Here is a 23337-nt window from a genome sequence, read left to right as displayed (position 1 = left end):
CGCTATTGCGGGCGCGTATTCACTTCAAAGATCCAGATATGTCCGGATTTGTCGATCCCGTAATCATAGCCGAGCTGGCGAATGCCCGGGTACTTCCTCTCCAAGATTCGGGTGCATTTCTGCGAAATATTCAGCATCTCCCGCCTCTTCGCTCGAACCATCCGGCCGGACAAGGAGCGGCGAATGCCTTCTGACCCGTTGAGCTGCGTCCCGCCTCTGCATAGATTCGTCACGAAGAGGCCCTGGCGCGCCAGCCTGCCGACGACGCCCCGGCAGACCCATCTTCCCTTCGTCTTCACGAATTTGACCCGGTAATCGATCGGTCTCCCGCTAATCGAAGCCAGCCGAATGCCGCGCTGAATAATGTATCTGCGCTTCTTCTTCACCGTGGACAGCGAGCGGACCATCTCATCGAACCCGGTAAATGAGCGCGTATTCGCCATATAGGTGTACGCATAATTCCCGCCTTCCATGGTGATTTTGATGACGCCGTTTCCGCCGCCGCCCACGATCGGCTTGATGACGACAAATCCATATCGGTTCAGCATTTGATGCAAATTGGAGGTGTTATACACCCGCGTTGCCGGAATATGATCCGCAACCCGCGGATTTCCCAGCAGCGCTTCCGTCTTCAGCCATTTGCTGGCTAACTGCCGTCCTTCCATGCGTCTATCCCCTTTCGTCTACGAGCCTCTCGTTTATACATACTCATTGCCGCCTGAAAATTCTTGGATGATTGTCCGCGGCACGCGCCTTATTTTAGGGACATGCCTAGCCCGCTTCCTTCTTCCGAAGCGCTTCAATTCGACACATTTCTCCGTCCCGTTGGCTTGTCATTGCCGCATGCGGGATGGTATCGTATGGATAAGGTTACAGAGGGAATGCAATAATGAAGATGGGAGCGACTTTCCATGACGACGGCCGCTGTATTTGAAGTGCTGTATTGGATTGCCATTGTCGGCATGTCCGTGGTGCTGGTTCTGGCCAATGCCGGAATATTGGCACTCGGCTTTCAATTTTGGAGAAAGCAACACCGCTTGCTTGGGACAGGATGCTGGTTATTTTCCTTATTTTGCTTTTATTTGATTGCCTTAATGGTCGACAAAACGTTTTTGTAGCGAACATCGAGATCCTTGGAGCCGCCATCCGCGGTTCCAAGGATTTGCTATATGGAGAGTGTTGTCTCCGGTTTATGTGAAAATTATTACATTTAAGGTGGTGCTTACGGATGCGCATTCGAGTGCTTGTGGCGGACGACGATCCGCATATTCGGGCGCTGCTGCGCTTGATCCTTGAACGGGAGCAATATGAGGTGATTGAGGCGGCTGACGGCCTGGATGCTTCTCGTCGGTTAGACAAAGAAACGGTGCATATCGCCGTTGTCGATGTCATGATGCCCGGCATGGACGGCTGGACGCTCTGCGCCGATATCCGCCGGCATTACGATATTCCGGTCATTCTGCTCACAGCCCGCGGCGAGCTGGAGGATAAGGCCGCAGGCTATGAAGCCGGCACCGACGATTATCTGGTCAAGCCGTTCGAGCCGAAAGAGCTTCTGTTCCGGATGAAGGCGCTCCTGCGGCGCTATCAGCTCGTATCGGCCTCAACGATACGCTTCCACGACACGATCATCGACAGAGCGAGCTATCTCGTGACGGCCGGCGGGCAGGAGTGGACCTTGCCCCGCAAGGAATTCGAGCTGCTGGCACAGCTGGCCGCCCATCCCGGCAGATTGTTCACGCGCGACCAGCTGCTCGATCAGATCTGGGGCGCGGACTTCACCGGCGACAGCCGGACCATCGATGTCCATATTAAGCGTCTGCGGGAGCGGCTGCATGAGACGACCGATGACTTCCGCATCGTCACCATCCGGGGACTCGGCTATAAGCTGGAGGTTCGTGAATCATGAGATCCTTATATGCGACGATTGTAACCAGCTCCGTCGTCATCGTGCTGCTCAGCTTCGCGGTCGGCCTCCTGACGGCCAATCTGGCATACGGCCATACGCTCAATCTTCATTATGAAGAGAAGATGCGGGATATCGGGCGTTCCATTACCTTTTTCGCCACGGAATCGCCCCCGGACAAGCTCGCCTCCTATATGGAGCATCTCTCCGGGATGGGGTACCAGCTCTATTTGTTCGACGAGGACGGGCAAGCGGCCGCGTTCGGCCGCGCCTTCAAGGATGCCTCCTTGCCCGAGGGAGTCGTGCGGCGCGTGCTTGACGGCCAAGTATACAAGGGCCTGCTGGAGAACAAGCAGCGGTGGTTCATCCCGAATATTTTCGAGAACAAGCTGGAGTTCAGCTATGGTCTTCCGCTGGAAGCGCAGGGCCGGCGCTACGCACTGTTCATCCGCCCGGATATGGTACAGCAGACGAAGGAGATCCGCCTGCTGCTGGCCGTGCTGCTGGCCGTCACCTTCGGCTTCAGCCTCGTGCTCATCGCTATCAAGTCCCGGTACATCGTCCGCCCGGTCAACCGGCTCGCGAAGGCAACCACCGAGCTGGAGCGCGGACAATATGAGGTCTGGCTTGATGTCCACCGCCAGGACGAGATTGGGGAACTGGCCCGCCGGTTCACGCGCATGGCCCAATCGATCGAGCAGGCAGACACGATGCGGAGGCAATTCGTCGCCAACGTGTCCCATGAGATCCAATCGCCGCTTACATCGATTCGCGGGCTGGCCGCCCAATTGCTCGAGCATCCGCTGCCCCCGGATGAGGAACGGAAGTATCTCCATATCATCGCAGTGGAGAGCGAGCGCTTGTCCGGGCTCAGCCGGCAGCTGCTGACGCTCGCCTCGCTCGATCGCGGCCAGGAGGCCCTCAAGCGGGTGCCGTTCCGGCTCGATGAGCATCTGCGGGAACTGTTGATCACGCTGGAGCCCCAATGGTCGGAGAAAGAGCTGGAGCTGCATCTCGAGCTCCAGAAGACGGAGATGTCCGGCGATGCCGGACTGCTCCATCAAGTGTGGATGAACCTGCTCGCCAATGCGATCAAGTTTACAGATACGGGCGGAAGCCTTTATGTACAATGTGGAATAAATGACCAGGGAAACGCCGAGGTGGTCATTCGCGATACCGGCAAAGGCATCGCCCCGGAGGATCTTCCCTATATTTTCGACCGCTTCTACAAATCAAGCTCTCCGGAGCGGGGATCGCAGAGCGGAACCGGCCTCGGGCTCTCCATCGCCGAGCGCATCGTTCACTTGCACGGCGGATCGATTCACGCCGTGAGCGCCGTCGGGGAAGGGACGGCGTTCACCGTTCTGCTGCCGGCCAAGCCTTCCGGTGCTTCTGCCTAGCGCAAGCCTGACCTGTCCGGATCCTCACAGGCAGCCAATGAATGCGGCGTCGGCCCAGCTCCGAGCCCCGAATTGTTACCTTACGTTCATATTCCGTTCATACGAGCCAGGTACACTATCTGGTAGAGACGCGAAAATACAAACAGGGGAGGGAGAATGCTGCCCTTCCCTCAGAACGGCGAGAGTACAGAGGCGATGGAAGCTCCGGCAGCTTGACCCCGCCTCGGCTGCTGCCCGGCGGCTATGTGATGCCGGGCAGCAGACAGGTCCCCAAAATGAATTGGAGAGAGGTAATACACCATGAAAAAGCTGTATGTGACATCATTTATTTATGCTGTGCTCGGACTATTAGCAGGTGTTTTTTTCAGAGAGTTCACCAAGTTGAACGGCTTTACGGACTATACGATGCTGAAGCCGCTCCATACCCATCTGCTCGTGCTCGGCTTCCTCTTCTTCCTCGTGCTCCTCATCCTGGCGCGCCTGTTCCGCGTGCACGAGGTCCGCTCGTTCACAGCGTGGTACTATGTGTATAATGCCGGCATGCTGATGACGATCGGCACGATGACGACGCGCGGCATCCTGCAGGTGCTCGGCAGGGACATGAACGGCCTGAACCATATGGCCGGACTCGGGCATGCGCTTGTGGGCGCCGCCATCATCTGGCTTATGGTCCTGCTCGGCAAGACGCTTAAGGAGCCGGCGCGGCAATAGCGCCGCTAGCCTAATAACGCAACGAAGCAGAAGCACTTACGGGGTCGCTATCGTCCCGGACTATCCAATCCGCACACATCAATAGACCGCCCCTCGGAGAAGGATGGCGGTCTTTTTTCTCGTTTGAATGCATCCTGGCAGAGAATATTAATTCCAACCACCATGAAGTTCCCATTTCCTACGTTCATGATTTTCATCTATCTATATGTAATAGAGAGGCAATTGAAGGCAATGTATCAATCCCATAATGTAAAGCAATTACTATCCAAACATTCCTGAATCTTCTCCATAAATATCCCAAAATAATTCCAAAAACAAAAGCAGGCAGAATCGTTCCCGTTAAAATGGAATAAATATCACCAGCATACCCCTCTCCTCCACTTGCAAGCAAATAACGGGAGGGAAAATGAAAAGAAGCGAACAAAAGGGAAGTGAAAAAAATACCGAAAATGCTTCCAAACGCTTTTTCTAATCGGGTTTGAAGAATATATCTATAAAATATTTCTTCAGGAATGGCCGCTTGCACAAGTGGTAAAAGGAGACCAACGGTGAATTGTATCCATGTCATAATATCACCGTTGGCGACAACTCTATTAATCTCTGCCAAATAACTGCTATTTAAAAGACTGCCTAGAAGCATACATCCAATTACAGCTATACATATTTTCCGATTCAGTTCAATTTTGAAAATGTCAGAAATTTTGTGCCCGAGTCTTCTATAAATAAATAAGGGAATAAAAAAAAGAAAAACGATTTTAATAAATACTACATACCATACGTCCTCCGTGAAGCTGCTAGCTCCTAATATGGGCATAGGGAAATGCATTATCACTACCGAAAATATGGCAACAATAAATATGTAAAATAAAGAATATATTGTGAAGACTCCTAATTCATTTTTTGATTTATTACTTTTCATCGATCGACATTGCTCCTTTGCAGCATTCATCACAGGGTCCGTACTATGAGGACGTCTGAATTCTTTGTCATGTCTGTAACTTCGGCGAAAGCTTATAGGCAGACAACCTGTCGCAGGAAGCAGAGAACCGGACGGGGTTATCGCACCGCAAGCGCCGATTATAGCGAATTGCTCATAGCGATTTGCTCGCTATACGAGTGCACCTGTTACTTTGCCAAAGACATCAACCGATACTACATCCTCGCCAAACCAGACATAGGGGTATTTATATTTGCCCGGAAAAGAAAAACTGCTGCCAACAAAAATGGAAGAAGGCACATAGTCATAGCTAGCGTTAACTTTTACATTTGGTTGTGTGTCACTTTTTTCTGCAGCAAAACCTGTTATCGGAGCCAATACACCTGCCAGAAGCGTTGCCGAAACACCTAAGACAATTAGTCCTCTTTTCACCAAAACCACCTCCACTATTTGGTTATTTTTAGACATCCTAATCTAGATTTTAACTATTAGCAACGGATTTAGGACTACTGTAAGGTAAATGTAAGGATTGCTGGTTTAAGACAAAACAAAAAACCTCCCGTAACGGTAATTTAACGAATCCACCGTTAGAGAGGCCGTGATTAACAGTCCTACAACACCGAAATTAGGGTTGTTATTATACATTCCCGGAGTTGTTATTACTCAAAATCGCCGTGTGATCCGCAACCCTTTCGCTTCTTCGCGTTGCAGCTAACGCAAGGCAGCATTCAGATCCCCGCTTGAAAAAAACGCTCAACGACGAGCTTTAGTCGTCGCATTTCTCCGCCTTGCCCTGAGCAAGGGCGGTGCGGAAGCTCGCGCCGCAGCCGCAGGTGGCGGTGGCGTTCGGGTTGTCGATCGTGAAGCCGCCGGACATTCCCGACTCCTTGAAGTCAATAACGAGTCCGTTCAAGAAAGGGATGCTCTCTTTGTCGACGACGACCTTCACCTGGCCGAACGTCATATGCACGTCATCGGCGCTCTCCTGATCGTCCAGCCCCATGCCGTAAGAGAAGCCGCTGCAGCCGCCGGCATGCACACCGATGCGCAGGAACAAAGCCGGATTCTCTTCCTGGGCCATCATTTCCTCTATTTTCTCAACCGCTTGATCGCTGATTGTAATCATTCTAATCCCTCCTTGTAGTATTAAGTATACCCATCCCATCGGATCGTTACAAGAGAACGATCTCCTGTTTCCCGCTATCCCGTATCATGTATTGCCCCTTCTGGAAGGCAAGAGTATAATGAAGGTGACTACGGAAGCTGTGATATGTTTCACTGAATCCTCCGACGGAATCAACATTTCGTCGAGGAGTTTTTATTTTGTTCGGAAAAGGATCGCGCCGGCCCACCGGCTGGCGCACGACTGCTCTGCCGGCAAGGCGGACGCGTGCCGAACGCCTGGCGGTAACCGGCCTATCGGATCCGATGCGCGCTCCCGCATTTGCGCAAGCGCCGAATGCGAGGCCCGCAGCCGGATGCCAGTGACGGCCAAGAGCAGATGAATGAGAAGGAGGCCTGTGCATGACAACGGTCATCGCCCGTCATGCGGATACCCGCATGGCCGAAATAGTGGACAAGGTCGAGCGTGGGGAACGCTTGACGCTGGAAGACGGTGTATATTTGTATGAGACGGACGACTTGTTGACCTTGGGTCAATTAGCGAATCTCGCAAATTTACGCAAGAACGGGAAGAAAGTATATTTCATCGAGAATATGTCTCTCTATTTTACCAATGTCTGTGAAGCGCACTGCGCCTTCTGCAATTTCCGCAAGGATCAGGGGCAGGAAGGATCGTACACGCTATCGGGGCAGGAAATGATCGAGTATGTCGACCAGCACATCCATCCGGGTGTAAGGGAATTCCACATCGTGGGCGGCCATAACCCGCATGTGCCGTTCCAATACTATGTCGATTCCTTGCGCGTGCTGAAGGAGAAATATCCGCAAGTCACGCTCAAGGCGTATACGGCTGCCGAAATCGACTTCTTTACCCGCATCAGCGGCTTGAGCGTGGAAGAAGTGCTGCGCCAGCTGATGGACGCCGGCCTGGAGTCGCTGACAGGGGGCGGCGCAGAAATTCTGTCGGATGAATACCGCAAGAAGATGCGCGTGGAGAAGGCCGGCGTCGACCGGTATCTGGAGGTGCACCGCACGGCGCACCAACTGGGCATGAAGACGCACACCACGATGCTCTACGGCGCGATCGAATCGCATGAGGATCGAGTGCGCCATATGATGAAGATTCGTGAATTGCAGGATGAGACGAACGGATTCCAGGTATTCATACCACTGTCGATGCAGCCGAAGAGTCCGAAAGCGAGCATCAAGCGGCGCAACTCCGCGTACGAGGACTTGAAGACGATCGCAATCAGCCGTCTCATGCTGGACAATGTACAGCATATCAAGGCATACTTCATCAACATCGGCACGCAGCTGACCCAGGTCGCGCTAACCTTCGGCGCCTCCGACGTGCATGGCACGCTCGTTAAGGAACGGATCAGCCATGCCGCAGGCGCGCTGACGCCGGAAGGACTGACGCGCGACGAGTTGATCTGGCTCGTGAAGGGCGCAGGCCGCATCCCGGTAGAGCGCGACACCTTCTATAATGAAGTGAAGGTATACGAATAGCCTGGGAATAGAGGGGAAGCTTCGATTTGGAGAGATAGGAACCGAGATAAATAGATAGAATAGACAGGCATCAGTGCACGAGCAACCCGTTTTCTGGAGAGGAGCCATACGACGTAGGCGCTGTCGATGACGGCATATTATCTATAATTTCGGCATCATAGGGGGAAGTCGAACGGATGAAACGATACGTCATATTAGGTGGCGGTTACGGAGGATTGGCCATTATTCAACGGTTGTTAGAGGGCGATCTGCCCTCTGACGTACAGCTTGTATTGATTGACCGCATGCCATACCAAGGATTGAAGACCGAGTACTACGCGCTGGCGGCCGGGACGGTTCCGGATATCGATATTCGCGTGTCCTTTCCGACCGATCCGCGCGTTCAGCTTCATTACGGCAATGTCCAAGCCATCGATTTGGACAACCGGCTCATTCATTTCGAGCATGATGATGCGATGGCATACGATTATTTGGCGATTGGCCTGGGCTGCACGGACAAATTCCATGGCATCCCCGGCGCGGAGCAGTTCGGCTGCAGCATTCAATCGCTCTCCAGCACGAGACAGACCTATCAGCGCTTGAACGACGTCAAGCCATACGGGCAGGTCAGCATCGTCGGGGGCGGACTAAGCGGAGTCGAGACGGCGTCGGAATTGAGAGAGAGCCGTCCCGATCTGAACATCCGGATACTGGATCGGGGCGGCCGGGTGCTGTCCGCCTTCCCGGAGAAGCTGTCCCGCTATGTATCCGAGTGGTTCCAGGAGCATGATGTGGAGCTCCGCTCGCATGTTCACGTCAGCCGCCTGGAGAAGGGCGTCATCTATAACCGCGCGGAAGACAAGGAAGAGGAGATTCTGTCTCACGCTACGGTATGGACTGCCGGCATCCAGCCAGTGGAGGTCGTTCAGGCGCTTCAGGTGCCCAAAGATCCGCAAGGGCGCGTCTTGCTGAATGCGTATCATCAGATTCCGGACTATCCGAACGTCTTTGTCGTCGGCGACTGCGCCAGCTTGCCGTTCTCCCCGAGCGCGCAAGCGGCCGGAGCTCAGGGAGAGCAGATTGCCGATGTCATCAAGGCGATCTGGAAGAACGAGACGCCGCATTTGGGCAAAATCAAGCTCAAGGGCGTGCTCGGCTCCCTCGGCAAGAAGGCCGGCTTCGGCTTGCTCGGCAAGCGCACGATGGTCGGCTACGTTCCGCGCGTCATCAAGAGCGGCGTGCTGTGGATGTCCAAGCAGCATTTCGGATGACCCTTATACAAAGCATGGGAGCAGCGGCGTCAATTGGCGTCCGGCTGCTCCCATGCTTGTATTTCCTTAACTTTCTCCATAATCACATCATATAATTGCTCCGCGGACTCCGCGGCCACAATCTCCCCGTTCACATACGCAAATGGGAACAGGAAGCACTCTCCGCAATTGCCGAGGCAGCCGTATTCGATCACATCGACATTCGGAAGAGCGGCGAACCGCTTCATCAACTGGTCCGTTCCCTGATGCACGTTATTCACGCATAACTCAATGATCGGACGCATAGATATTTCCCCGCTTTCATGTAGTGCCTTTGATTTCGAATAGCTTTATAATATAATAAAAGGAGCATGGATGAAAGGAGTTGGCGAAAGATGAGTGAACAAACACAGAACAGCACGTATGATGAAGTGCTGGAAGTGCTGGATAAACTGCGTCCGTTCCTGCAGCGTGACGGCGGGGATGTCGAATTGGTCGACGTCGAGGACGGTATTGTCAAATTGCGCTTGATGGGCGCATGCGGCAGCTGCCCAAGCTCCACCATTACCCTCAAAGCGGGTATTGAACGCGCATTGGTAGAAGAAGTGGAAGGCATTACGGAAGTCGTTCAAGTATTCTAATTGCCCTCCCTACACGGACAAGGGATGCCACCGGCCTGAAGAGGCTGGCGGCATCCCTTTTTTTGTGCCGATGGCCGAAGCCATCCGCTATTTGAAGGTGGAGTTGGCCATCGCGGAGACGATATGCTTCTGCATGAACGTGAACAGAATGACGATCGGCACAATCGCCATGCCGCTGGCGGCCATAATGATATGGAAGTACATCGCTTCATCGCCGGCAATCGAATCGCGCAGCATGCTGATGCCCACGGTAAGCACGCGCATGTCATTCGAATTGGTCATGATGAGCGGCCAGAAATAAGAATTCCAGGCGCTAATGAACTGCAGCACCGCCAAGGTCACGACGGTAGGCATCGTCATCGGCAGCAATATCCGGTACAACAGCGTCAGCCGCCCTCCTCCGTCCACCCGCGCCGCTTCCAACACATCGTTGTTGACCGATTTGAACGCTTGCCGGAGCAGAAAGATGCCATATGCGGACGCCCCGTGCGGAATGATTAATGCCCAGAAGGTGTCCAGCCAGTTGAGCTTCGACATCATGACATAGACGGGTACGAACGTCACCTGATCCGGCACGATCATGGCCGCCAGCACGAGGAAGAACAAGACTTCCTTGCCGCGGAAGCGGCCTTTGGCGAACGCGAACGCGGCCAGCAGCGCCACATTGAGCTGGAGCACGACGATGCCTGCGGACATCAGAAGCGTATTGCCGAAGAAGCGCGCGTAAGGAATAATCCGGAACGCTTCCGCATAATTGCTCCAGGAGAAGGTCTGCGGCCAGAAGGTTGGCACCGCAAGCCTCATCTCCTGCTGCGTCTTCAGCGAACTGACGATGAGCCAATAGACCGGGAAGAACAGCAGAGCGGTGACGATGACGGCAAGCGCAAGGCGGCCGGCGTACATCAGCTTCCTGTTCCGTTGGCCCGCCATGCGGTTATCCCTCATAATGCACCTTCTTCCGGCTCGCCCACCATTGCAGCAAGGCGAGCGCCAAAATAATGACGAACATCACCATCACAAGCGCCATCGCCCGTCCCGTCTTGAAATCGACGAACGCCATCGTATAAATCCAATAGACGATCGCATTGGTCGCTTTGAGCGGCCCCCCGTTCGTCATAATATCGATGGATTGGAACACCTGCATCGACGAGATGAACGTCGTAATGAGCAGGAACAACGTCATCGGCGACAGCAGCGGCAGCGTAATATGCCAGAACTGCCGCACCCGGTCCGCGCCATCAATGGCGGCCGCTTCGTAGTACTCCATCGGGATGCCCCGTATCCCCGCGATGAACAGAATCATCGCGAAGCCGACCCCCTTCCAGACGGAGACGGCGACCAGCGCCGGCAGCGCCGTTGACGGCTCGACCAGCCACCCGACCGAGTCGAAGCCGAACGCGTTCAACAGACTGTTGAGCAAGCCGTACTGCCCATTGTAAATCCAGGTGAAGACCATCGCCGCGACGACCATCGAAATATAATGCGGCATAAAGACAATGCCCCGCATGAAGCCGAACAGGCGCGAAGACGCGACGTTAAAGAGCAAGGCAAGCAGCAGCCCGATGCCGAGCGTGCCGGCGACGTCCATCACCGTGTAGAGCAAGGTCACTTTGAGCGAATGATAGAAGTCCTCATTGTTCAATAGCCATACATAATTGTTGGCGCCCACGAATTGCTTCGTTGGTCGCGTCATGTTCCAGTTCGTCAGGCTAATATAGATAGAATTCAGCAGGGGGTAATACAGGAACACGGCCAGAAACCCGAGCGCCGGCAGCGCAAAAGACAGGTCCTTCCAACTCTCACGCCGTTGTCTTCGGCTCCGCCGCGAGCGGGCCGGGGCGGCCTGCGCCTCCTCCTGCCCTGCGGGAAGCGAATGGGTGAACATCTCATCCCGCATGCCCATCACTCATGCTCCGCCAGGATGTCATTGATTTTGGCTGCCGCATTCTTCATCATTGGCGCCGGATCCGCCCCGTTCAATATCATTTCGCCGATCACTTCTTTGTAGACCTCACTGAATTCCGGATATGCCGGATGCTGCAGCCGCGGGGTCACATTATCGAAATGATCGAACACCGCTTTGTACTGCGGCCACCTGGAAAAGTAAGCTTGTCCTTCCTCCGAGGCGATGGCCGACTTCCGCGTCGGCAAATATCCGACTGATTCCGCCCAGGAAAGATTTTGTTCGGCCGATGTCATGAACTGAATGAATTTCCAGGCGGCTTCCCGCTTCTTGTCATCCTTGATGCCGTCCATCATGACGATGCCGGCGCCCCCGATATTCGAGGTGCGCTCCTGATCTCCCGGCAGGAAGGACACCCCGACCTCGAAGCCGGCATTCTCGCGGTACATCTTCAGCATGGCCGACGTATGCTGCACCATGGCGATCTCGCCGCCGAGGAACATCTGGCGCATATTGTCGGACGCGCCCTTGCCGTAGCCCATATGGACGACGCCTTCCTTCAGCCAGCGGTGGAAATTCTCCACATACCGGAGCGATTCCGGCGTCTGCACCGCGGCTTCGCTTCCGTCTTCAGACAGGATGCGGCCGCCGCCGTTAATCAGCCACGGATCATAATACCAGGTGTCCCAGCCCGGCACCGAGAAGGCATAACGGGTGGTCTTGCCGTTGTCCCGCTTGGCGACCTTGGCGTTGAAGGCGTCGATCTCGCCCCATGTCTGCGGCGGCTCCACGCCCAACTCATCGAGCAGCGCCTTGTTATAGATGAATACGCTCGTGCTGACGATGAGCGGGAAGCCGTACTGCTTCCCTTGATAGGCATACGCCTTTAGCATTCCCGAGGCGAAATCGTCCAGGTCCACCTTGTCCCGTTCGATCCATGGCGTCAGATCGGTGAACACGCCGCCCTCGGCGAAGTTCGGAAGCGAAGCGACCTCCACGTTGGTCACGTCCGGCACGTCGTTGGCCGCGACCGCCGCCTGCAGTTTTTTATGTAGATCCCCATATCCTCCCTGATAGACGGGTTCGACTGTAATATGCGGATATTTGTTCTGGAACGCCGCGATCTGCGCGTTCAAGCCTTCGATCTGGGCTTCGGCATGAGCGTGCCAGTATTGAATGGTTACCGGTGTCGTGTCCTCCTTCAAGCCGGCAAGCGGCGCCTTCACATCCGCCGTCGTCCCTGCTCCTTCTCCGCCGGAGCATGCTGTCAGGCTGATAGCGAGCGCGCCGGCCAGCAGCGGCCGCAGCCATGATTTCATATCCATTCGTAATCAAGCTCCTTTTCGTGCAGTCCCCCGGACTGTTAGTTCGTTCCTTCCCGGCAAGCGGGACGGATCGGTATGCATGCGCGAGACGTCCCCTCCTTTTTGTGCCGCACCTATTCAATGTACGGCCGTAATATTAACGGACGATGATCGGATTGTAAAAATGTTGTAAGGAAAAATTTGTACGGCCAACACTTCTACTATATTCAGCAGGACGAACGGTGATGCAGGGCTTGTATCGAAGAAAAAGGCTGCGCAAGCGGTCTTTCTCCGCTTTACGCAGCCTGTCGGTTGCTTGCAATATTATATTAGGAAATATGCGTCCCGGTTGTTCCTTGAAGAGCCAGAGCGGCATCGTCAAGCGAGCAAATGATAGCGTGCTTGCCAAGTTCCGCAAATGCCACAGCGGCCTCCATCTTCGGCCCCATGCTGCCGCTGGAGAAATGCCCTTCCCCGATATACTGCTTGGCTTCCTCGGTACTGATATGCTCCAGCGCCTTCTGCTCGGGCTTGCCGTAATGAATATAGACATTTTTCACATCGGTGACCATCATAAAAATATCGGCGTTCGCTTCCTGAGCTAATTTGAGACCGCTGCGATCCTTGTCAATCACCGCTTCGACCCCGGAAAGCGTGCCGTCCTCGGCTTGCACGACCGGAATGCCTCCGCCGCCGGCACCAATGACAATGGCCCCGCTTGCGGCAATCTTCATAATCGTATCCGCCTCCACAATCGATTGCGGCTGCGGCGAAGGAACGACGCGTCTCCATCCCCGGCCAGCGTCTTCCTGCATGTTCCAGCCTTTGTCCTGCATCAATCGCTTCGCTTCTTCCTCGGTGTAGAAGACGCCGATCGGCTTCGTTGGATGAAGGAACGCTTCATCCTCCAGTGATACTCTCGTCTGGGTGAGTACACTGACGACCTGCTGCGGCAAGCCCCGCTTGCGCAGTTCGTTTTTCAAGCATTGATCAAGCATATATCCGATGAAGCCCTGAGACTCCGCGCTGCACACATCCAATGGAAATGGCGGAACAACCTCTTTCGCTTCTTCATTTTGCTGCAAAATCAATCCCACCTGCGGGCCGTTGCCGTGCGTAATAATGACTTCGTAGCCCGCTTCCACGATATCGGCAATCTTCTTGCTGCTGCTGCGCACATTGGCAAGCTGGTTCTCATAGGTTGCAGCTTGATGAGGCTGCAAGATAGCGTTGCCCCCAAATGCGATCACAACTCGTTTTGACATGTTCTTTCATTCCTCCTAAGGGCCATGATGGCACTGGCGATCCCGAATGCCGTATCGATCCCGGAGCTGTGTCCGGTCTCAAGCATCTGCTCAAGATTGGAATTGAGCGGAGCTGCGTTTTCTATCTCTTTCATATCTTCCATTACCATCGCGTTCATCACCCGGGTGACCTTGTCGCTGAAGCGGCCTTGCAGCGCATGAAGCAAATAGGCCCTGCTGACATCCGTCGTAATGGCTTCTCCTTCTACCATATGGCGCAAGACGGTCACACATGCGGGATGAAATGCGCCGGTTAGCTTATGAACGGCCAGCACACCGACGAGAAAGTCATCTCCCGAGGGCGTCAGTCCCGGCCCGCGCCCTAGAAAATAGCGCAAAGGCGCCTCGACCGCTTGAACCTCGCCGGACAACAGGCCGCCAAGCAGCTGCTCCGCCTGCCGCACCACAGCATACTGCGGTTCATCCGGCCGGTAATCATTCGCGAGAAAGCGGTCCCATTCCACATCGAGTCCGGTCGGCACGCCCCAGGTGAGGCAGGTTTTCAAAAATTCGTTCACGTGAAATAAATCACGAAAACAATGATACCGATCCGATCGGATCTCATACTGGAATGGGACGGCCTGCGCCAGATCAAGCGTCAGCGGACCGCCTGGATGGATAAAGCGAATCGTGTCCGCCCCCTCAGCCACGACGGTATCCTCGAGCCGAACATGGCGGCGCAGCCTTTTGACGCTGTCCTGCCCCATATGGATGCCGAACGGAAGCCTGCCGTTCTTCGTCGTGCCGACAAAAATCAACGCGTCTCCCATCGCCAGGTTGATGCCGTTCTCGAAGATGCTGTGGACGCGGCCCGTCGGCCTCTGGGCGAGGAGCGCCCCAAGCTGGGCGTCCATCTCCTCTCCCTTGAGACAATTCGTATGCTGCGGCGTGTTACAGAAGTCCGAGCTTGGCCGCATACGCTTCCAGCGCCTTCTCGAAGCATTCGACAGGCGGACGAACCGTGCCTGCGCCGATCTGTCCCACACCTGGCTCCTTATGGGCGATCCCGGTATTAATGACAGGCGTAATTCCGGTTTCTACGACCTTTCTCGCATCGATGCCGAGGCAAATGCCGCGGAAGTTCCAGGTCGGAACCGTGAAGTTCGGATTTTGGTCGATCGAGATCTCGACCATCTCGTTGCTCGTCGCCAACGCATCGTTGAATCCGCCGGCCCCGACGAAGCGGGTTACGCCCGGAGCGGCAATCATCGCCATCCCCCCGACCCCGAACGTCTCCGTAATCGCGCTGTCGCCGATGTCCGGGTTGGCATCCTCTTGCGAATAGCCAGTGAAGAACAGTCCCTGCGGCGTATTAACCGGCGCGGTGAACCATTCGTCGCCCATGCCGCTGATGCGGATGCCGAAGTCGCGTCCGTTCCGGCACATCGCGGTAACCACCGTACCGGCTTCGATCGTGCGCGCACCGTCCATGACAGCTTTGGACGCGGCCATCATAATGTTAAGAAAGAACTGATCCGTATCCGCCAAAAATTTAATGACGCTCTGCATCTCTTGCTTATCCATATCCAGACTAACGATATAAGGGCTGATTTCTTTCAAAAAGACAAGCGAAGCAGCGATGTTGCGCTGATGGAATTCGTCTCCCATCGTAATCGCCTTCGCGATCATGACATTCAGATTAAGTCCTTCATTCGTCGCCTTCAGCGCGCGGGACAGCGTTGGGCCGAGCACGTCCCGCATCCATCTCAAGCGCGTAATGACCTCTTCCGAATAAGCGCCGAAGCGAAGCACCTTGCCGATGCCTTCATTCATAATGCAGTACGCTTCATTGCCTTCGGAGCGGTTCTTGACGACAAATACCGGCATATTGCCGGACGTGATGCCTCCCATCGGTCCGACGGCCTTCACATGGTGGCACGGCATGAAGCGGATGTCGCCCCGTTCCAGCATAGCGCGGGCCTCAGCTTCGTCCTTCGCCCAGCCCTCGAATAATGCGGCGCCTACGCATGAGCCTTGCATCGGTCCCGTCATGTCTTGGTAGGCGATCGGCGGACCTGCATGCAGCAGCGTCTTGCCTTCCAGTTCCGGAATAACGGTGTGAGCCGGCACGGCATCGACAAGGAACGGCGTACCGCCGGAAATCTTGTCAATCACCGCCTGATTGGCTTCATCAATAGTATTAAAGTTCATCTGTAATTCCCTCCCAGCTGTTCGTCTGCGGCGTCGATGGTTCGTCATGGACGCGGTTCACAGGAGTGGATTCATCGTCCACGGGAAAAGCGACACCGGATACTAATTCGTGAACCGGTACTCGTTCAATAGCTTCAATACGCGCTGCATCTTCACGCTGCCGCCCGCAACCGGCCGCCAATCGTATTGAATTGCCGTGGCGCCGCTTGCAAGAATGGCTTGCGTGAACTTCTGCAGCCCTACATTGATGACGGAAGGCTTCCCGCCAAGCAGCGCTGCGACAGGCGCGGACGCGGAGGTCTCTTCCGGCATAACCGCTGCCGCCGGACGGTGCGTCTTCGGCGCATCCTCCAGGCGGAGGTTCATCATCGCCAGGACAGTGCGCACCGCTTGATTATTACTCTCCTTCACCAGCACGCCCGCTTCTTCGAACTTGCGCTTCTGCTCTGCATAAGACTGCGGATCCTGCTGCGTACCGCAGAGGACACCCACAAAGTAGAGGTTGCGCCCTTCCGCCTTCGCCTTGGCAATCGCCTTTTCGATCACCGGCGCCAGCACGCTCGCCATATCATCATGGCTGCCGTATCCAAGCACGACGTCGAACAGAATTACCGCTGTCGCCGGATCTTGGGCTGCCTTCTCGATATACTGAACCCGGGTAGCCGGATCGATCATCGGATGCGGCTTGCCCTGCGTATACATGTCATCGCCCAAATCGACAATCGCATGACCGTTCGATTTGAGAACGTAACCGTCTTCATGAATGAGGCCGTCTTTCAATTGAAGCGCATCCGCGATGAGCATAGCTGCTTCAGCGGCCAGGGTACCGCCGGCATACAGTCCCTGAATCGAAGTCTGCCCCGGCTGCAAATCCATCTTTGGCACATCGAGCGGCACGCTGTACAGCGGCTGCACATCGGCGCCTTTGGCCAGGTCGACAGCAATTCTAGCTGCTTCTTCCAAAGTATAAGCTTGATAAACATTGCCTTCATGTGCAGACGGCTTCTCTCCGAGGAACAGGGTAACCGCCGGCTTCGACATCCCTTGCAGCTGGCGCACCACCTGATCGCGCACTGCCTTCGCCGGTGGCTTGGACACGATGACGATTACCTCGGTCTGGTCGTTATGCTCCAGTCCGCGGATGCCGTCCAGCATCGTAATCGCTCCGATCGACTCCGACAGGTCGCGCCCGCCAGTACCGATCGCATGGCTGATCCCGCCGCCCATGCGGTCGATGAGCGTCGTTACCTCTTGGATACCTGTGCCCGAGGCGCCGACGACGCCGATATTGCCTGCCTTGACGCGGTTCGCGAAGGCGAGGGGAACCCCCGACAATATTCCTGTGCCGCAATCCGGACCCATGACGAGCAATCCTTTTTCATGCGCCTTCTGCTTCAGCTTCAGTTCTTCCTCCACAGGCACATTGTCACTGAAAATGAACGCATGCAGGCCGTAATCGAGCGCTTTCTCGGCTTCCCCTGCTGCGTATTGGCCCGGTACTGAGATAATGGCCAGGTTGGCGCCCGGGTTCTCCTTCAAAGCCCGCTCCCACGAGCGTACGCTCTCGAGCGAGGACGAAGCGGAGCTGACCGATTGGTCGCTTAGAAAGCTATCGACCGCAGCGAGAATGTCATCCAGATTGCTCTGCTCCTCGGCATCGATGACGATGCACATGTCATTCGCCCCGGCTTGCTCGAGCTCATCCGTGTATAAGCCGGAATTGTTCATAATGTCCTTGTTGGCTGGCGTTCCCATCATGATCGATGCTTGCTTGACGCCTTCAAGCGCGGAAATATGATTCGTGAGAAGCATTAAATTGACGGAATCTTGATACGAATTTTTTTTAATGATCGTATGCAGCATTCTAGTTCACCTCTGGTTGTCCGTTCGGTATGGACGATTTCCCTCTGGAGTGGTTGAATCCCCTACTCCGTTAGAAAAGTCACTTAGCAAACGGATCTTTATGGTCGTACGCATTGTTATGAATCACATCGGAGACGAGATAGTCATACACCTCATCCACAATCTCGATGCCGTTCGCTTCATTATCCTGTTCAATCAGATCATAATTCTGGCCTGGATACAGCACCCGCTCGAAACCAGGCGCCGGCTTGATGCCGTTCAGATCGCTCATCGTCTTCGAAATATTGCGCCGGAACGCCTCCAAATCGGTAAAGAAGGATGGATCCAGCACGATATGAAGCTGACCCAGGTTCCGGCCTTCGGTCAAGTCGTGATACATAGAGCTGACCTGATTCCCGAACGGCAGTCCAAGCAACACGCCGGACAACACATCAACCATCATCATCAAGCCGTATCCTTTCGGTCCGGCAATCGGAAGCAGCGCATTCACCTGGAACGGATCGGTCGTCGGCACACCCCGTTCATCGACAGCCCATGTTTCCGGAATCGGCTCATGCTTCGAACGGGCATGCAAAATTTTTCCCCAAGCCTGGACAGTCGTTGCCATATCGAAGGTCATGAGTTCGTTCCCTTCGCCGGGTGCGGCAAAAGCAATCGGGTTCGTTCCATAATAAGGCTCGGCCCCGCCGAAAGGCACCACCATCGGGTCGGATTGGCAGACCGAAATACCGATCAGCCCTTCCCGCGCCGCTTGCTGCACATAATAGGACAGGGAGCCGCTATGTCCGATTCGCCGTACCCCGACGACCGCGACCCCATGCTCCTTCGCGATATTGACGGCCTCTGCCATTGCCTGCTTGGCCGCCACATGCCCCGCTCCGTTATCCCCGTCCAACACGGCGGAGCATGGCCCCGTCTTCTTGAATTCAAATTGGGGATTCACGTTCGTGCCGCCTTTGGAAATCCGCTCCGCATAATATTCGACCCGCATGGCGCCATGCGAGTGAACCCCGCGGACATCGGCATGAACGAGTACTTCCGCCACTACATCCGCATGCGCGGCCGATAGTCCGGCCCGGGATAATTTTGTTCGGATTAGCTCATGCAATTTCTGTTTGCTTACTCTCATGTCCATTCCCTCTCTGGCAAGTATTCCGCCTTCCCCCTGCTGCCGGGCGGAGCAAGCCCCAGCCCGCAGCAGGGATGCGGTTTCGATTTCCTGCTTCGCCTATAGAGTAGCGTCCCGGTTGCAATCCTTGGAATACAAGTAGGCGAACGGCTCTCTCCCTACGGCATAAGTCGCTTGCGGCACATAAGGCCCCATATAGAGGTAGTCCCCTTTTTTGATTGGGATCCATTCATTGTCCAGATTGTAGACACCTTCGCCGGACAGCATAATCGCCCCATGCTCCTGATAGTGCGTCTCTACGAACGGATGGCAGCCGCCTGGCTCGAACGACAAAATGTGAAAATTCATATCGAAGGCAAGGTCGGCTGGCAGCAAATCCTTCAGCTTGACGTTCGCCATGTCGTCGTAATCCACCGCTTCCAGATCATGCACATTCCCCGATACGACCCATGGAAGAGAGCTTCCTTCCAGCGGTTGATATTTCTGCTTGTACAAGAACAAGCGCGTATCTTCTGCCTGCTCGTTCTCCAAGTAGAGCTTCACGCCCGGAGGGCAATACAGGTAGCCGCCTTCCTGCAGGGAGAACGACTGCTCATCCGCAGAGGCCTTCACCCGTCCTTCCATGCAGTACACGAACGTTTCCACGCCGGCTTCGCCGAAGCCCCGGGCGTTCTTCCCGCCCTCGTGCATCGTCACGACATAATCGACGAATTTGGCGCCAAGCCGCGGAGATGCCAGAATCGAGATATCGCATTGCTCAAAGCCGGGCACTGTATTTTTGACCAAGCCCTCAGGCGGAATCAAGGCAAAATTGCCGCGCTTGATGATGGAACGGCTCGACAACAAATCTTTTGGATAACCCATATTGCACACTCTCCTTCTATTAATTAAGACGTCTGAGGCGTCTTCTTCATATTAGCCAGCAGCATCACGGCCGCTCCGACCAAGATGATGATCGTCGCCAGATAGAAGCCTAATACTTTACTGCCCGTCGCGTCGGAAATGAGACCCGTAACGAACGGCGCTACAACCGATGACATCATGCCGAAAAAGTTGAAAATTCCGAACGTAGATCCGACTCCTTGCTTCGGCGCGATATCCGCCACATACGAGATCAAGATCGGCTCTACGGCCAGCTTGCCGAGGAAGCCGTACAAGATAAGGCAGACGATAAGCAAAGTGGTCGTCTGGACCGAGACGGTCAAGTACAGCATCACTGCGGCCAGCAGTTCCAAAATGATGATGAACGTAATCTTCTTGTGCATGAACTTGTCCGACAGCCGGCTGAACAGCAAAGCGCCAGGCACTGCGCTGAACGCAACCAGGGCGGCCGCGAAGCCGATCGCGGTCCCTGTGAAGCCCCGTTCATCCTGCAAATACGACGGGAGCCAGGTCACGATCATATAATATCCATAACAGGTTGCAAAATACAGCACATAGGAGGCAACCATCTTCGGATTGGCTAACAGCCGTTTAAATGTCGCCTTGTCTTGGTTCTCGGCGTCCGAAGTCCCGACAGCTGCTTTGGACTGCGGCGTGTTCTTCTTGATGTTTTTGGCAAAGACCAGCATCAAGCTGAAGGCCAAGCCTGCCGTAATAAAGAGCAGCACCCGCCAATTCCAGCCGGCATCCTTCACCAGGAAGCTCGATCCAATAAGTCCGATGGCCATACCGATGGCGGAACCGCTGTTAATGATCGCCGTGGAAATGCCCCGCTTCTCCTTCGGTATCGTCTCCGATGAGATGGAATAAGCCGGACCATAATAAGTACCTTGCCCCAACCCGGTAATGAAGCTCGCGACCAGGATGAACATGAGTGAGGTCGAGAACCCGACAAGAATTGCACCCAAGGTGAACAAAATAAATCCCGGAATGATGATCGTCTTCCGCCCAAACCTATCTGCCAACAACCCTGACGGAATTTGCATCATCGTATAGGCGAAGAAAAATACACTGAAGATGAGGCCCATGCTTGCATCTGACGTTACATTTAAATCTTGTTGAATTTCGGGAAGAATCGGATTCAAGATGGTGCGGTAGATCCAAATGACCGTCCATCCGAGACAAAGCATGACGATGACTTTTTTCCAATATTCCCACTTACCCTGTTGGCTGACGTCCCTCATAATTCTCACTCTCCTCAGCGCAAATCAATTTGTGCCTGCCTGCTTGTCCTTTGTTTAATGCCTATCATGCTTAATACGCCAACTCATGCAGAGCGTGGGTCAAAGCGCGAACCCCGTCTGCCAGATGCTCCGGACTCGTATACTCTGCCGGATTGTGGCTAATTCCATTGCGGCTTGGAACGAACAGCATGGCCGTAGGCACAAATTTCGCCATAATCTGAGAATCGTGACCCGCTCCGCTGTGCATCAGCTTGAACGGAATGTTATTTGTCCGGCACTGCCGTTCTAGTACGTCGAGAATCCGTTGATCCATAGGGACAGGATCCTCATCCATCCACATATCTACCTTCAATTCCACGCCGATTGCTTCAGCGGTGCGCTGCATCACTTCCGTCACTTCATCAGTGAACCGGATCAGCTCCGCTTTGTCTGTATGGCGGATATCGAGCGTGAACAGCGCCTTGCCCGGCACGACGTTGACCACATTCGGCGTCACCTCGATCTTGCCGACCGTTGTCACGAGCGGATCGCCTTTCTCTTGCGCCAGATCCAGAATTTGCTGAATCATCCGGCCTGCTGCGTGAACCGCATCTTTGCGGTAACCCATCGGCGTCGTGCCGGCATGATTCGCCTCTCCCCCAATCTCGACGGTGAAGCGCCGCTGGCCGACGATGCTGTGAACGACGCCAACGGACAAGCCTTCGCGTTCCAATACGTTGCCCTGCTCAATATGCAGCTCGACAAACGTTTGAATATCGGTGCGCGGCTTCACCGGCTCCTTGCGGAAGCCGAATCCCGCTTGCTCCATCGCTTCCGTGAAGCGCACGCCTTTGAAGTCTGCAATGTCTTGCACGTCCTCCTTTTTGGCGATACCCACCACATTTTTGCTGCCCCAGAACGTATACGGGAAGCGGCTGCCCTCTTCTTCCGCGAACGAGACCACCTCCAGCGTACGCAGCGGCTGGCCGTACTTTTCCTTCAGAGTCTTAATCGCCAGCAAAGCGGCGAGAATGCCGTATTGCCCGTCATACTTACCACCGTTCAGAACAGTGTCCACATGAGATCCGCTCATAATCGTTTCATCCGGGAACTGGCTTCCTTCCAACCGCCCGAACAGATTGCCGACCTCATCGTAATACGTAGTGAATCCTTCCGCTTGCATGTACTGCTCCAAAGCTTTTTGCGCAGCTGTCCACACATCGGAATAGAGCAGGCGCGATACGCCTCCAGCCGGGTCTTTACCGAACTCGCTCAGCCATTCGACAAGACGGACCGTTTCCGTTTGGATATTATCCATGACCATATCTGTCCTTTCTGTAAGATTTGCGCATTATCCAAGCGGGATAAACGGCGTGCCGCTTACCCGTGGCGCAACCTTAGCTGTTCAAACCGCCCGCTGATCAACTAGAAAATACCTGCAGGTGTGACCTTTTGAACTCGCATGAATAAGGTCTTAATTTGCTTGCATCTTGATTGTAAACGCTTCAAAAACGAATAACATCGAGGCATCTCGATAAAAAACAACCCGCCTTTTTATCCACTTCGGATAAAGGCAACAAAAAAGCAGCTTTCCTGTGGATCGAAAGCCGCCAATCGTTGACAGAATTCACAGATGGAGTGCCCTCCACCCAGTTTTAGTTCATTGCTTATCAGTCACCTATTGGGTCAGGTACCCCTTCTGTTTCTGCTCTTTGCACCACTCTCCCATCGGGTCAGGTCCACCTTCGGTTTACGCTCTTTGCACCACTCTCCCATTGGGTCAGGTACCCCTTCGGTTTACGCTCTTTGCACCGCTTTCCCATTGGGTTAGGTTACCTTCGGTTTACGCTCTTTGTCCCACCCTCCCATTAGGTCAGGCACCCCTTCTGTTTCAGCTCTTTGTTCCACTCTCCCTTGGATCAGGTTTAACCTACTTGACCAATGTTTTGAAATATGGAAACTGTCCATAGACCACTGGGCAATAGCTCACTATCTAGAAGGGAAACCAAAGTCATACGTGAAAAACTTGGTTCTGATTGCTAGGGATAGTGCATATTAAGTGGGCACACAGATGCTTCCTCAGCCCTGGGGAGATGGCTAATAAGCTACTCCGCACATATTCG

At 54.5% G+C, this 23337-nt stretch carries 24 protein-coding genes; 8 read left to right on the top strand and 16 right to left on the bottom strand.

Annotation, left to right across the window (positions count from 1 at the left end):
* Nucleotides 1-2: 2 nt before the first annotated feature.
* Complete coding sequence (locus FLT43_RS23440) at nt 3-665, bottom strand: YheC/YheD family protein (protein WP_087440805.1); 663 nt, start codon at nt 663-665, stop codon at nt 3-5.
* A gap of 246 nt (nt 666-911) precedes the next feature.
* Between FLT43_RS23440 and FLT43_RS23435 the strand changes: the two genes are divergently transcribed.
* From FLT43_RS23435 to FLT43_RS23420, 4 genes are all read left to right on the top strand, one after another.
* Nucleotides 912-1118: a hypothetical protein gene (locus FLT43_RS23435; protein ID WP_087440806.1), complete on the top strand. Its 207-nt coding sequence runs from the start codon at nt 912-914 to the stop codon at nt 1116-1118.
* Nucleotides 1119-1228: 110 nt separating this feature from the next.
* Entirely contained in the window at nt 1229-1909 is a 681-nt protein-coding gene (locus FLT43_RS23430) for a response regulator transcription factor (RefSeq protein WP_087440807.1), read from the top strand.
* Nucleotides 1906-3306: a sensor histidine kinase gene (locus FLT43_RS23425; protein ID WP_087440808.1), complete on the top strand. Its 1401-nt coding sequence runs from the start codon at nt 1906-1908 to the stop codon at nt 3304-3306. Before FLT43_RS23430 ends, FLT43_RS23425 begins: the two co-directional genes overlap by 4 nt.
* Before the next feature lie 300 nt (nt 3307-3606).
* The gene (locus FLT43_RS23420; protein WP_087440809.1) at nt 3607-4017 is read left to right on the top strand and encodes a DUF2871 domain-containing protein; all 411 of its coding nucleotides are present in this window, start codon (nt 3607-3609) and stop codon (nt 4015-4017) included.
* A gap of 193 nt (nt 4018-4210) precedes the next feature.
* On the opposite strand, the gene FLT43_RS23415 is transcribed toward FLT43_RS23420, so the two are convergent.
* The 3 genes from FLT43_RS23415 to FLT43_RS23405 form a co-directional block, all read right to left on the bottom strand.
* A complete protein-coding gene (locus tag FLT43_RS23415; protein WP_164776164.1) occupies nt 4211-4936 on the bottom strand; it encodes a CPBP family intramembrane glutamic endopeptidase in 726 nt (241 codons plus the stop codon).
* 189 nt (nt 4937-5125) lie between these two features.
* Nucleotides 5126-5386 carry a hypothetical protein gene (locus FLT43_RS23410; protein ID WP_127510887.1) on the bottom strand — a complete coding sequence of 87 codons (261 nt, stop codon included), beginning with the start codon at nt 5384-5386 and terminating at the stop codon, nt 5126-5128.
* A 334-nt stretch (nt 5387-5720) separates the two neighbouring features.
* Nucleotides 5721-6080 (bottom strand): HesB/IscA family protein, encoded by a 360-nt coding sequence (locus FLT43_RS23405; RefSeq protein ID WP_087440811.1) that lies wholly within the window; start codon nt 6078-6080, stop codon nt 5721-5723.
* A 197-nt stretch (nt 6081-6277) separates the two neighbouring features.
* On the opposite strand from FLT43_RS23405, the gene FLT43_RS29475 reads away from it, so the two are divergent.
* From FLT43_RS29475 to FLT43_RS23395, 3 genes are all read left to right on the top strand, one after another.
* Nucleotides 6278-6442 (top strand): hypothetical protein, encoded by a 165-nt coding sequence (locus tag FLT43_RS29475; RefSeq protein ID WP_164776166.1) that lies wholly within the window; start codon nt 6278-6280, stop codon nt 6440-6442.
* A 36-nt stretch (nt 6443-6478) separates the two neighbouring features.
* Nucleotides 6479-7585 (top strand): aminofutalosine synthase MqnE, encoded by a 1107-nt coding sequence (gene mqnE / locus FLT43_RS23400; protein WP_087440812.1) that lies wholly within the window; start codon nt 6479-6481, stop codon nt 7583-7585.
* 176 nt (nt 7586-7761) lie between these two features.
* Entirely contained in the window at nt 7762-8835 is a 1074-nt protein-coding gene (locus FLT43_RS23395; protein WP_087440813.1) for an NAD(P)/FAD-dependent oxidoreductase, read from the top strand.
* A 29-nt stretch (nt 8836-8864) separates the two neighbouring features.
* Here the strand turns inward: FLT43_RS23395 and FLT43_RS23390 are convergent, their stop codons facing one another.
* The gene (locus FLT43_RS23390; RefSeq protein WP_087440814.1) at nt 8865-9119 is read right to left on the bottom strand and encodes a YuzB family protein; all 255 of its coding nucleotides are present in this window, start codon (nt 9117-9119) and stop codon (nt 8865-8867) included.
* Nucleotides 9120-9209: 90 nt separating this feature from the next.
* On the opposite strand from FLT43_RS23390, the gene FLT43_RS23385 reads away from it, so the two are divergent.
* Entirely contained in the window at nt 9210-9455 is a 246-nt protein-coding gene (locus FLT43_RS23385) for a NifU family protein (protein WP_006676073.1), read from the top strand.
* 87 nt (nt 9456-9542) lie between these two features.
* On the opposite strand, the gene FLT43_RS23380 is transcribed toward FLT43_RS23385, so the two are convergent.
* The 11 genes from FLT43_RS23380 to allC form a co-directional block, all read right to left on the bottom strand.
* A complete protein-coding gene (locus FLT43_RS23380; RefSeq protein ID WP_087440815.1) occupies nt 9543-10400 on the bottom strand; it encodes a carbohydrate ABC transporter permease in 858 nt (285 codons plus the stop codon).
* Nucleotides 10390-11358, bottom strand: coding sequence for a carbohydrate ABC transporter permease (locus FLT43_RS23375; RefSeq protein ID WP_087440816.1), 969 nt, complete (start codon nt 11356-11358; stop codon nt 10390-10392). Before FLT43_RS23375 ends, FLT43_RS23380 begins: the two co-directional genes overlap by 11 nt.
* On the bottom strand, nt 11358-12683 hold the full coding sequence (locus tag FLT43_RS23370) for an ABC transporter substrate-binding protein (protein WP_087440817.1): 1326 nt from the start codon (nt 12681-12683) through the stop codon (nt 11358-11360). Before FLT43_RS23370 ends, FLT43_RS23375 begins: the two co-directional genes overlap by 1 nt.
* A gap of 308 nt (nt 12684-12991) precedes the next feature.
* Nucleotides 12992-13927 carry a carbamate kinase gene (gene arcC / locus FLT43_RS23365; protein WP_087440818.1) on the bottom strand — a complete coding sequence of 312 codons (936 nt, stop codon included), beginning with the start codon at nt 13925-13927 and terminating at the stop codon, nt 12992-12994.
* Nucleotides 13909-14883 carry an oxamate carbamoyltransferase subunit AllH family protein gene (locus tag FLT43_RS23360; RefSeq protein ID WP_087440819.1) on the bottom strand — a complete coding sequence of 325 codons (975 nt, stop codon included), beginning with the start codon at nt 14881-14883 and terminating at the stop codon, nt 13909-13911. Before FLT43_RS23360 ends, arcC begins: the two co-directional genes overlap by 19 nt.
* Nucleotides 14858-16117: a YlbE family protein gene (locus tag FLT43_RS23355; protein ID WP_087440820.1), complete on the bottom strand. Its 1260-nt coding sequence runs from the start codon at nt 16115-16117 to the stop codon at nt 14858-14860. The genes FLT43_RS23360 and FLT43_RS23355 overlap by 26 nt, the downstream gene beginning before the upstream one ends.
* 102 nt (nt 16118-16219) lie before the next feature.
* Nucleotides 16220-17980 (bottom strand): acyl-CoA synthetase FdrA, encoded by a 1761-nt coding sequence (gene fdrA, locus FLT43_RS23350; RefSeq protein WP_087440821.1) that lies wholly within the window; start codon nt 17978-17980, stop codon nt 16220-16222.
* 79 nt (nt 17981-18059) lie between these two features.
* Nucleotides 18060-19109: an ureidoglycolate dehydrogenase gene (gene allD / locus FLT43_RS23345; RefSeq protein ID WP_087440913.1), complete on the bottom strand. Its 1050-nt coding sequence runs from the start codon at nt 19107-19109 to the stop codon at nt 18060-18062.
* Between the two features lie 99 nt (nt 19110-19208).
* Nucleotides 19209-19973: a (S)-ureidoglycine aminohydrolase gene (gene allE / locus FLT43_RS23340; protein WP_087440822.1), complete on the bottom strand. Its 765-nt coding sequence runs from the start codon at nt 19971-19973 to the stop codon at nt 19209-19211.
* A gap of 23 nt (nt 19974-19996) precedes the next feature.
* On the bottom strand, nt 19997-21235 hold the full coding sequence (locus FLT43_RS23335; RefSeq protein WP_087440823.1) for an MFS transporter: 1239 nt from the start codon (nt 21233-21235) through the stop codon (nt 19997-19999).
* A 70-nt stretch (nt 21236-21305) separates the two neighbouring features.
* Nucleotides 21306-22532, bottom strand: coding sequence for an allantoate deiminase (gene allC, locus FLT43_RS23330; protein WP_087440824.1), 1227 nt, complete (start codon nt 22530-22532; stop codon nt 21306-21308).
* Nucleotides 22533-23337 lie beyond the last annotated feature (805 nt).

Source organism: Paenibacillus thiaminolyticus (assembly GCF_007066085.1).
Lineage (GTDB): Bacteria > Bacillota > Bacilli > Paenibacillales > Paenibacillaceae > Paenibacillus_B > Paenibacillus_B thiaminolyticus.
This window is presented reverse-complemented; position numbering and strand designations above follow the sequence as displayed.

Coding starts and splice junctions, on each gene's coding strand:
- FLT43_RS23440 (WP_087440805.1), bottom strand. CDS start 665: ATGGAAGGACGGCAGTTAGCCAGCAAATGGCTGAAGACGGAAGCGCTG.
- FLT43_RS23435 (WP_087440806.1), top strand. CDS start 912: ATGACGACGGCCGCTGTATTTGAAGTGCTGTATTGGATTGCCATTGTC.
- FLT43_RS23430 (WP_087440807.1), top strand. CDS start 1,229: ATGCGCATTCGAGTGCTTGTGGCGGACGACGATCCGCATATTCGGGCG.
- FLT43_RS23425 (WP_087440808.1), top strand. CDS start 1,906: ATGAGATCCTTATATGCGACGATTGTAACCAGCTCCGTCGTCATCGTG.
- FLT43_RS23420 (WP_087440809.1), top strand. CDS start 3,607: ATGAAAAAGCTGTATGTGACATCATTTATTTATGCTGTGCTCGGACTA.
- FLT43_RS23415 (WP_164776164.1), bottom strand. CDS start 4,936: ATGAAAAGTAATAAATCAAAAAATGAATTAGGAGTCTTCACAATATAT.
- FLT43_RS23405 (WP_087440811.1), bottom strand. CDS start 6,080: ATGATTACAATCAGCGATCAAGCGGTTGAGAAAATAGAGGAAATGATG.
- mqnE (WP_087440812.1), top strand. CDS start 6,479: ATGACAACGGTCATCGCCCGTCATGCGGATACCCGCATGGCCGAAATA.
- FLT43_RS23395 (WP_087440813.1), top strand. CDS start 7,762: ATGAAACGATACGTCATATTAGGTGGCGGTTACGGAGGATTGGCCATT.
- FLT43_RS23390 (WP_087440814.1), bottom strand. CDS start 9,119: ATGCGTCCGATCATTGAGTTATGCGTGAATAACGTGCATCAGGGAACG.
- FLT43_RS23385 (WP_006676073.1), top strand. CDS start 9,210: ATGAGTGAACAAACACAGAACAGCACGTATGATGAAGTGCTGGAAGTG.
- FLT43_RS23380 (WP_087440815.1), bottom strand. CDS start 10,400: ATGAGGGATAACCGCATGGCGGGCCAACGGAACAGGAAGCTGATGTAC.
- FLT43_RS23375 (WP_087440816.1), bottom strand. CDS start 11,358: ATGGGCATGCGGGATGAGATGTTCACCCATTCGCTTCCCGCAGGGCAG.
- FLT43_RS23370 (WP_087440817.1), bottom strand. CDS start 12,683: ATGGATATGAAATCATGGCTGCGGCCGCTGCTGGCCGGCGCGCTCGCT.
- arcC (WP_087440818.1), bottom strand. CDS start 13,927: ATGTCAAAACGAGTTGTGATCGCATTTGGGGGCAACGCTATCTTGCAG.
- FLT43_RS23360 (WP_087440819.1), bottom strand. CDS start 14,883: ATGCGGCCAAGCTCGGACTTCTGTAACACGCCGCAGCATACGAATTGT.
- FLT43_RS23355 (WP_087440820.1), bottom strand. CDS start 16,117: ATGAACTTTAATACTATTGATGAAGCCAATCAGGCGGTGATTGACAAG.
- fdrA (WP_087440821.1), bottom strand. CDS start 17,980: ATGCTGCATACGATCATTAAAAAAAATTCGTATCAAGATTCCGTCAAT.
- allD (WP_087440913.1), bottom strand. CDS start 19,109: ATGAGAGTAAGCAAACAGAAATTGCATGAGCTAATCCGAACAAAATTA.
- allE (WP_087440822.1), bottom strand. CDS start 19,973: ATGGGTTATCCAAAAGATTTGTTGTCGAGCCGTTCCATCATCAAGCGC.
- FLT43_RS23335 (WP_087440823.1), bottom strand. CDS start 21,235: ATGAGGGACGTCAGCCAACAGGGTAAGTGGGAATATTGGAAAAAAGTC.
- allC (WP_087440824.1), bottom strand. CDS start 22,532: ATGGATAATATCCAAACGGAAACGGTCCGTCTTGTCGAATGGCTGAGC.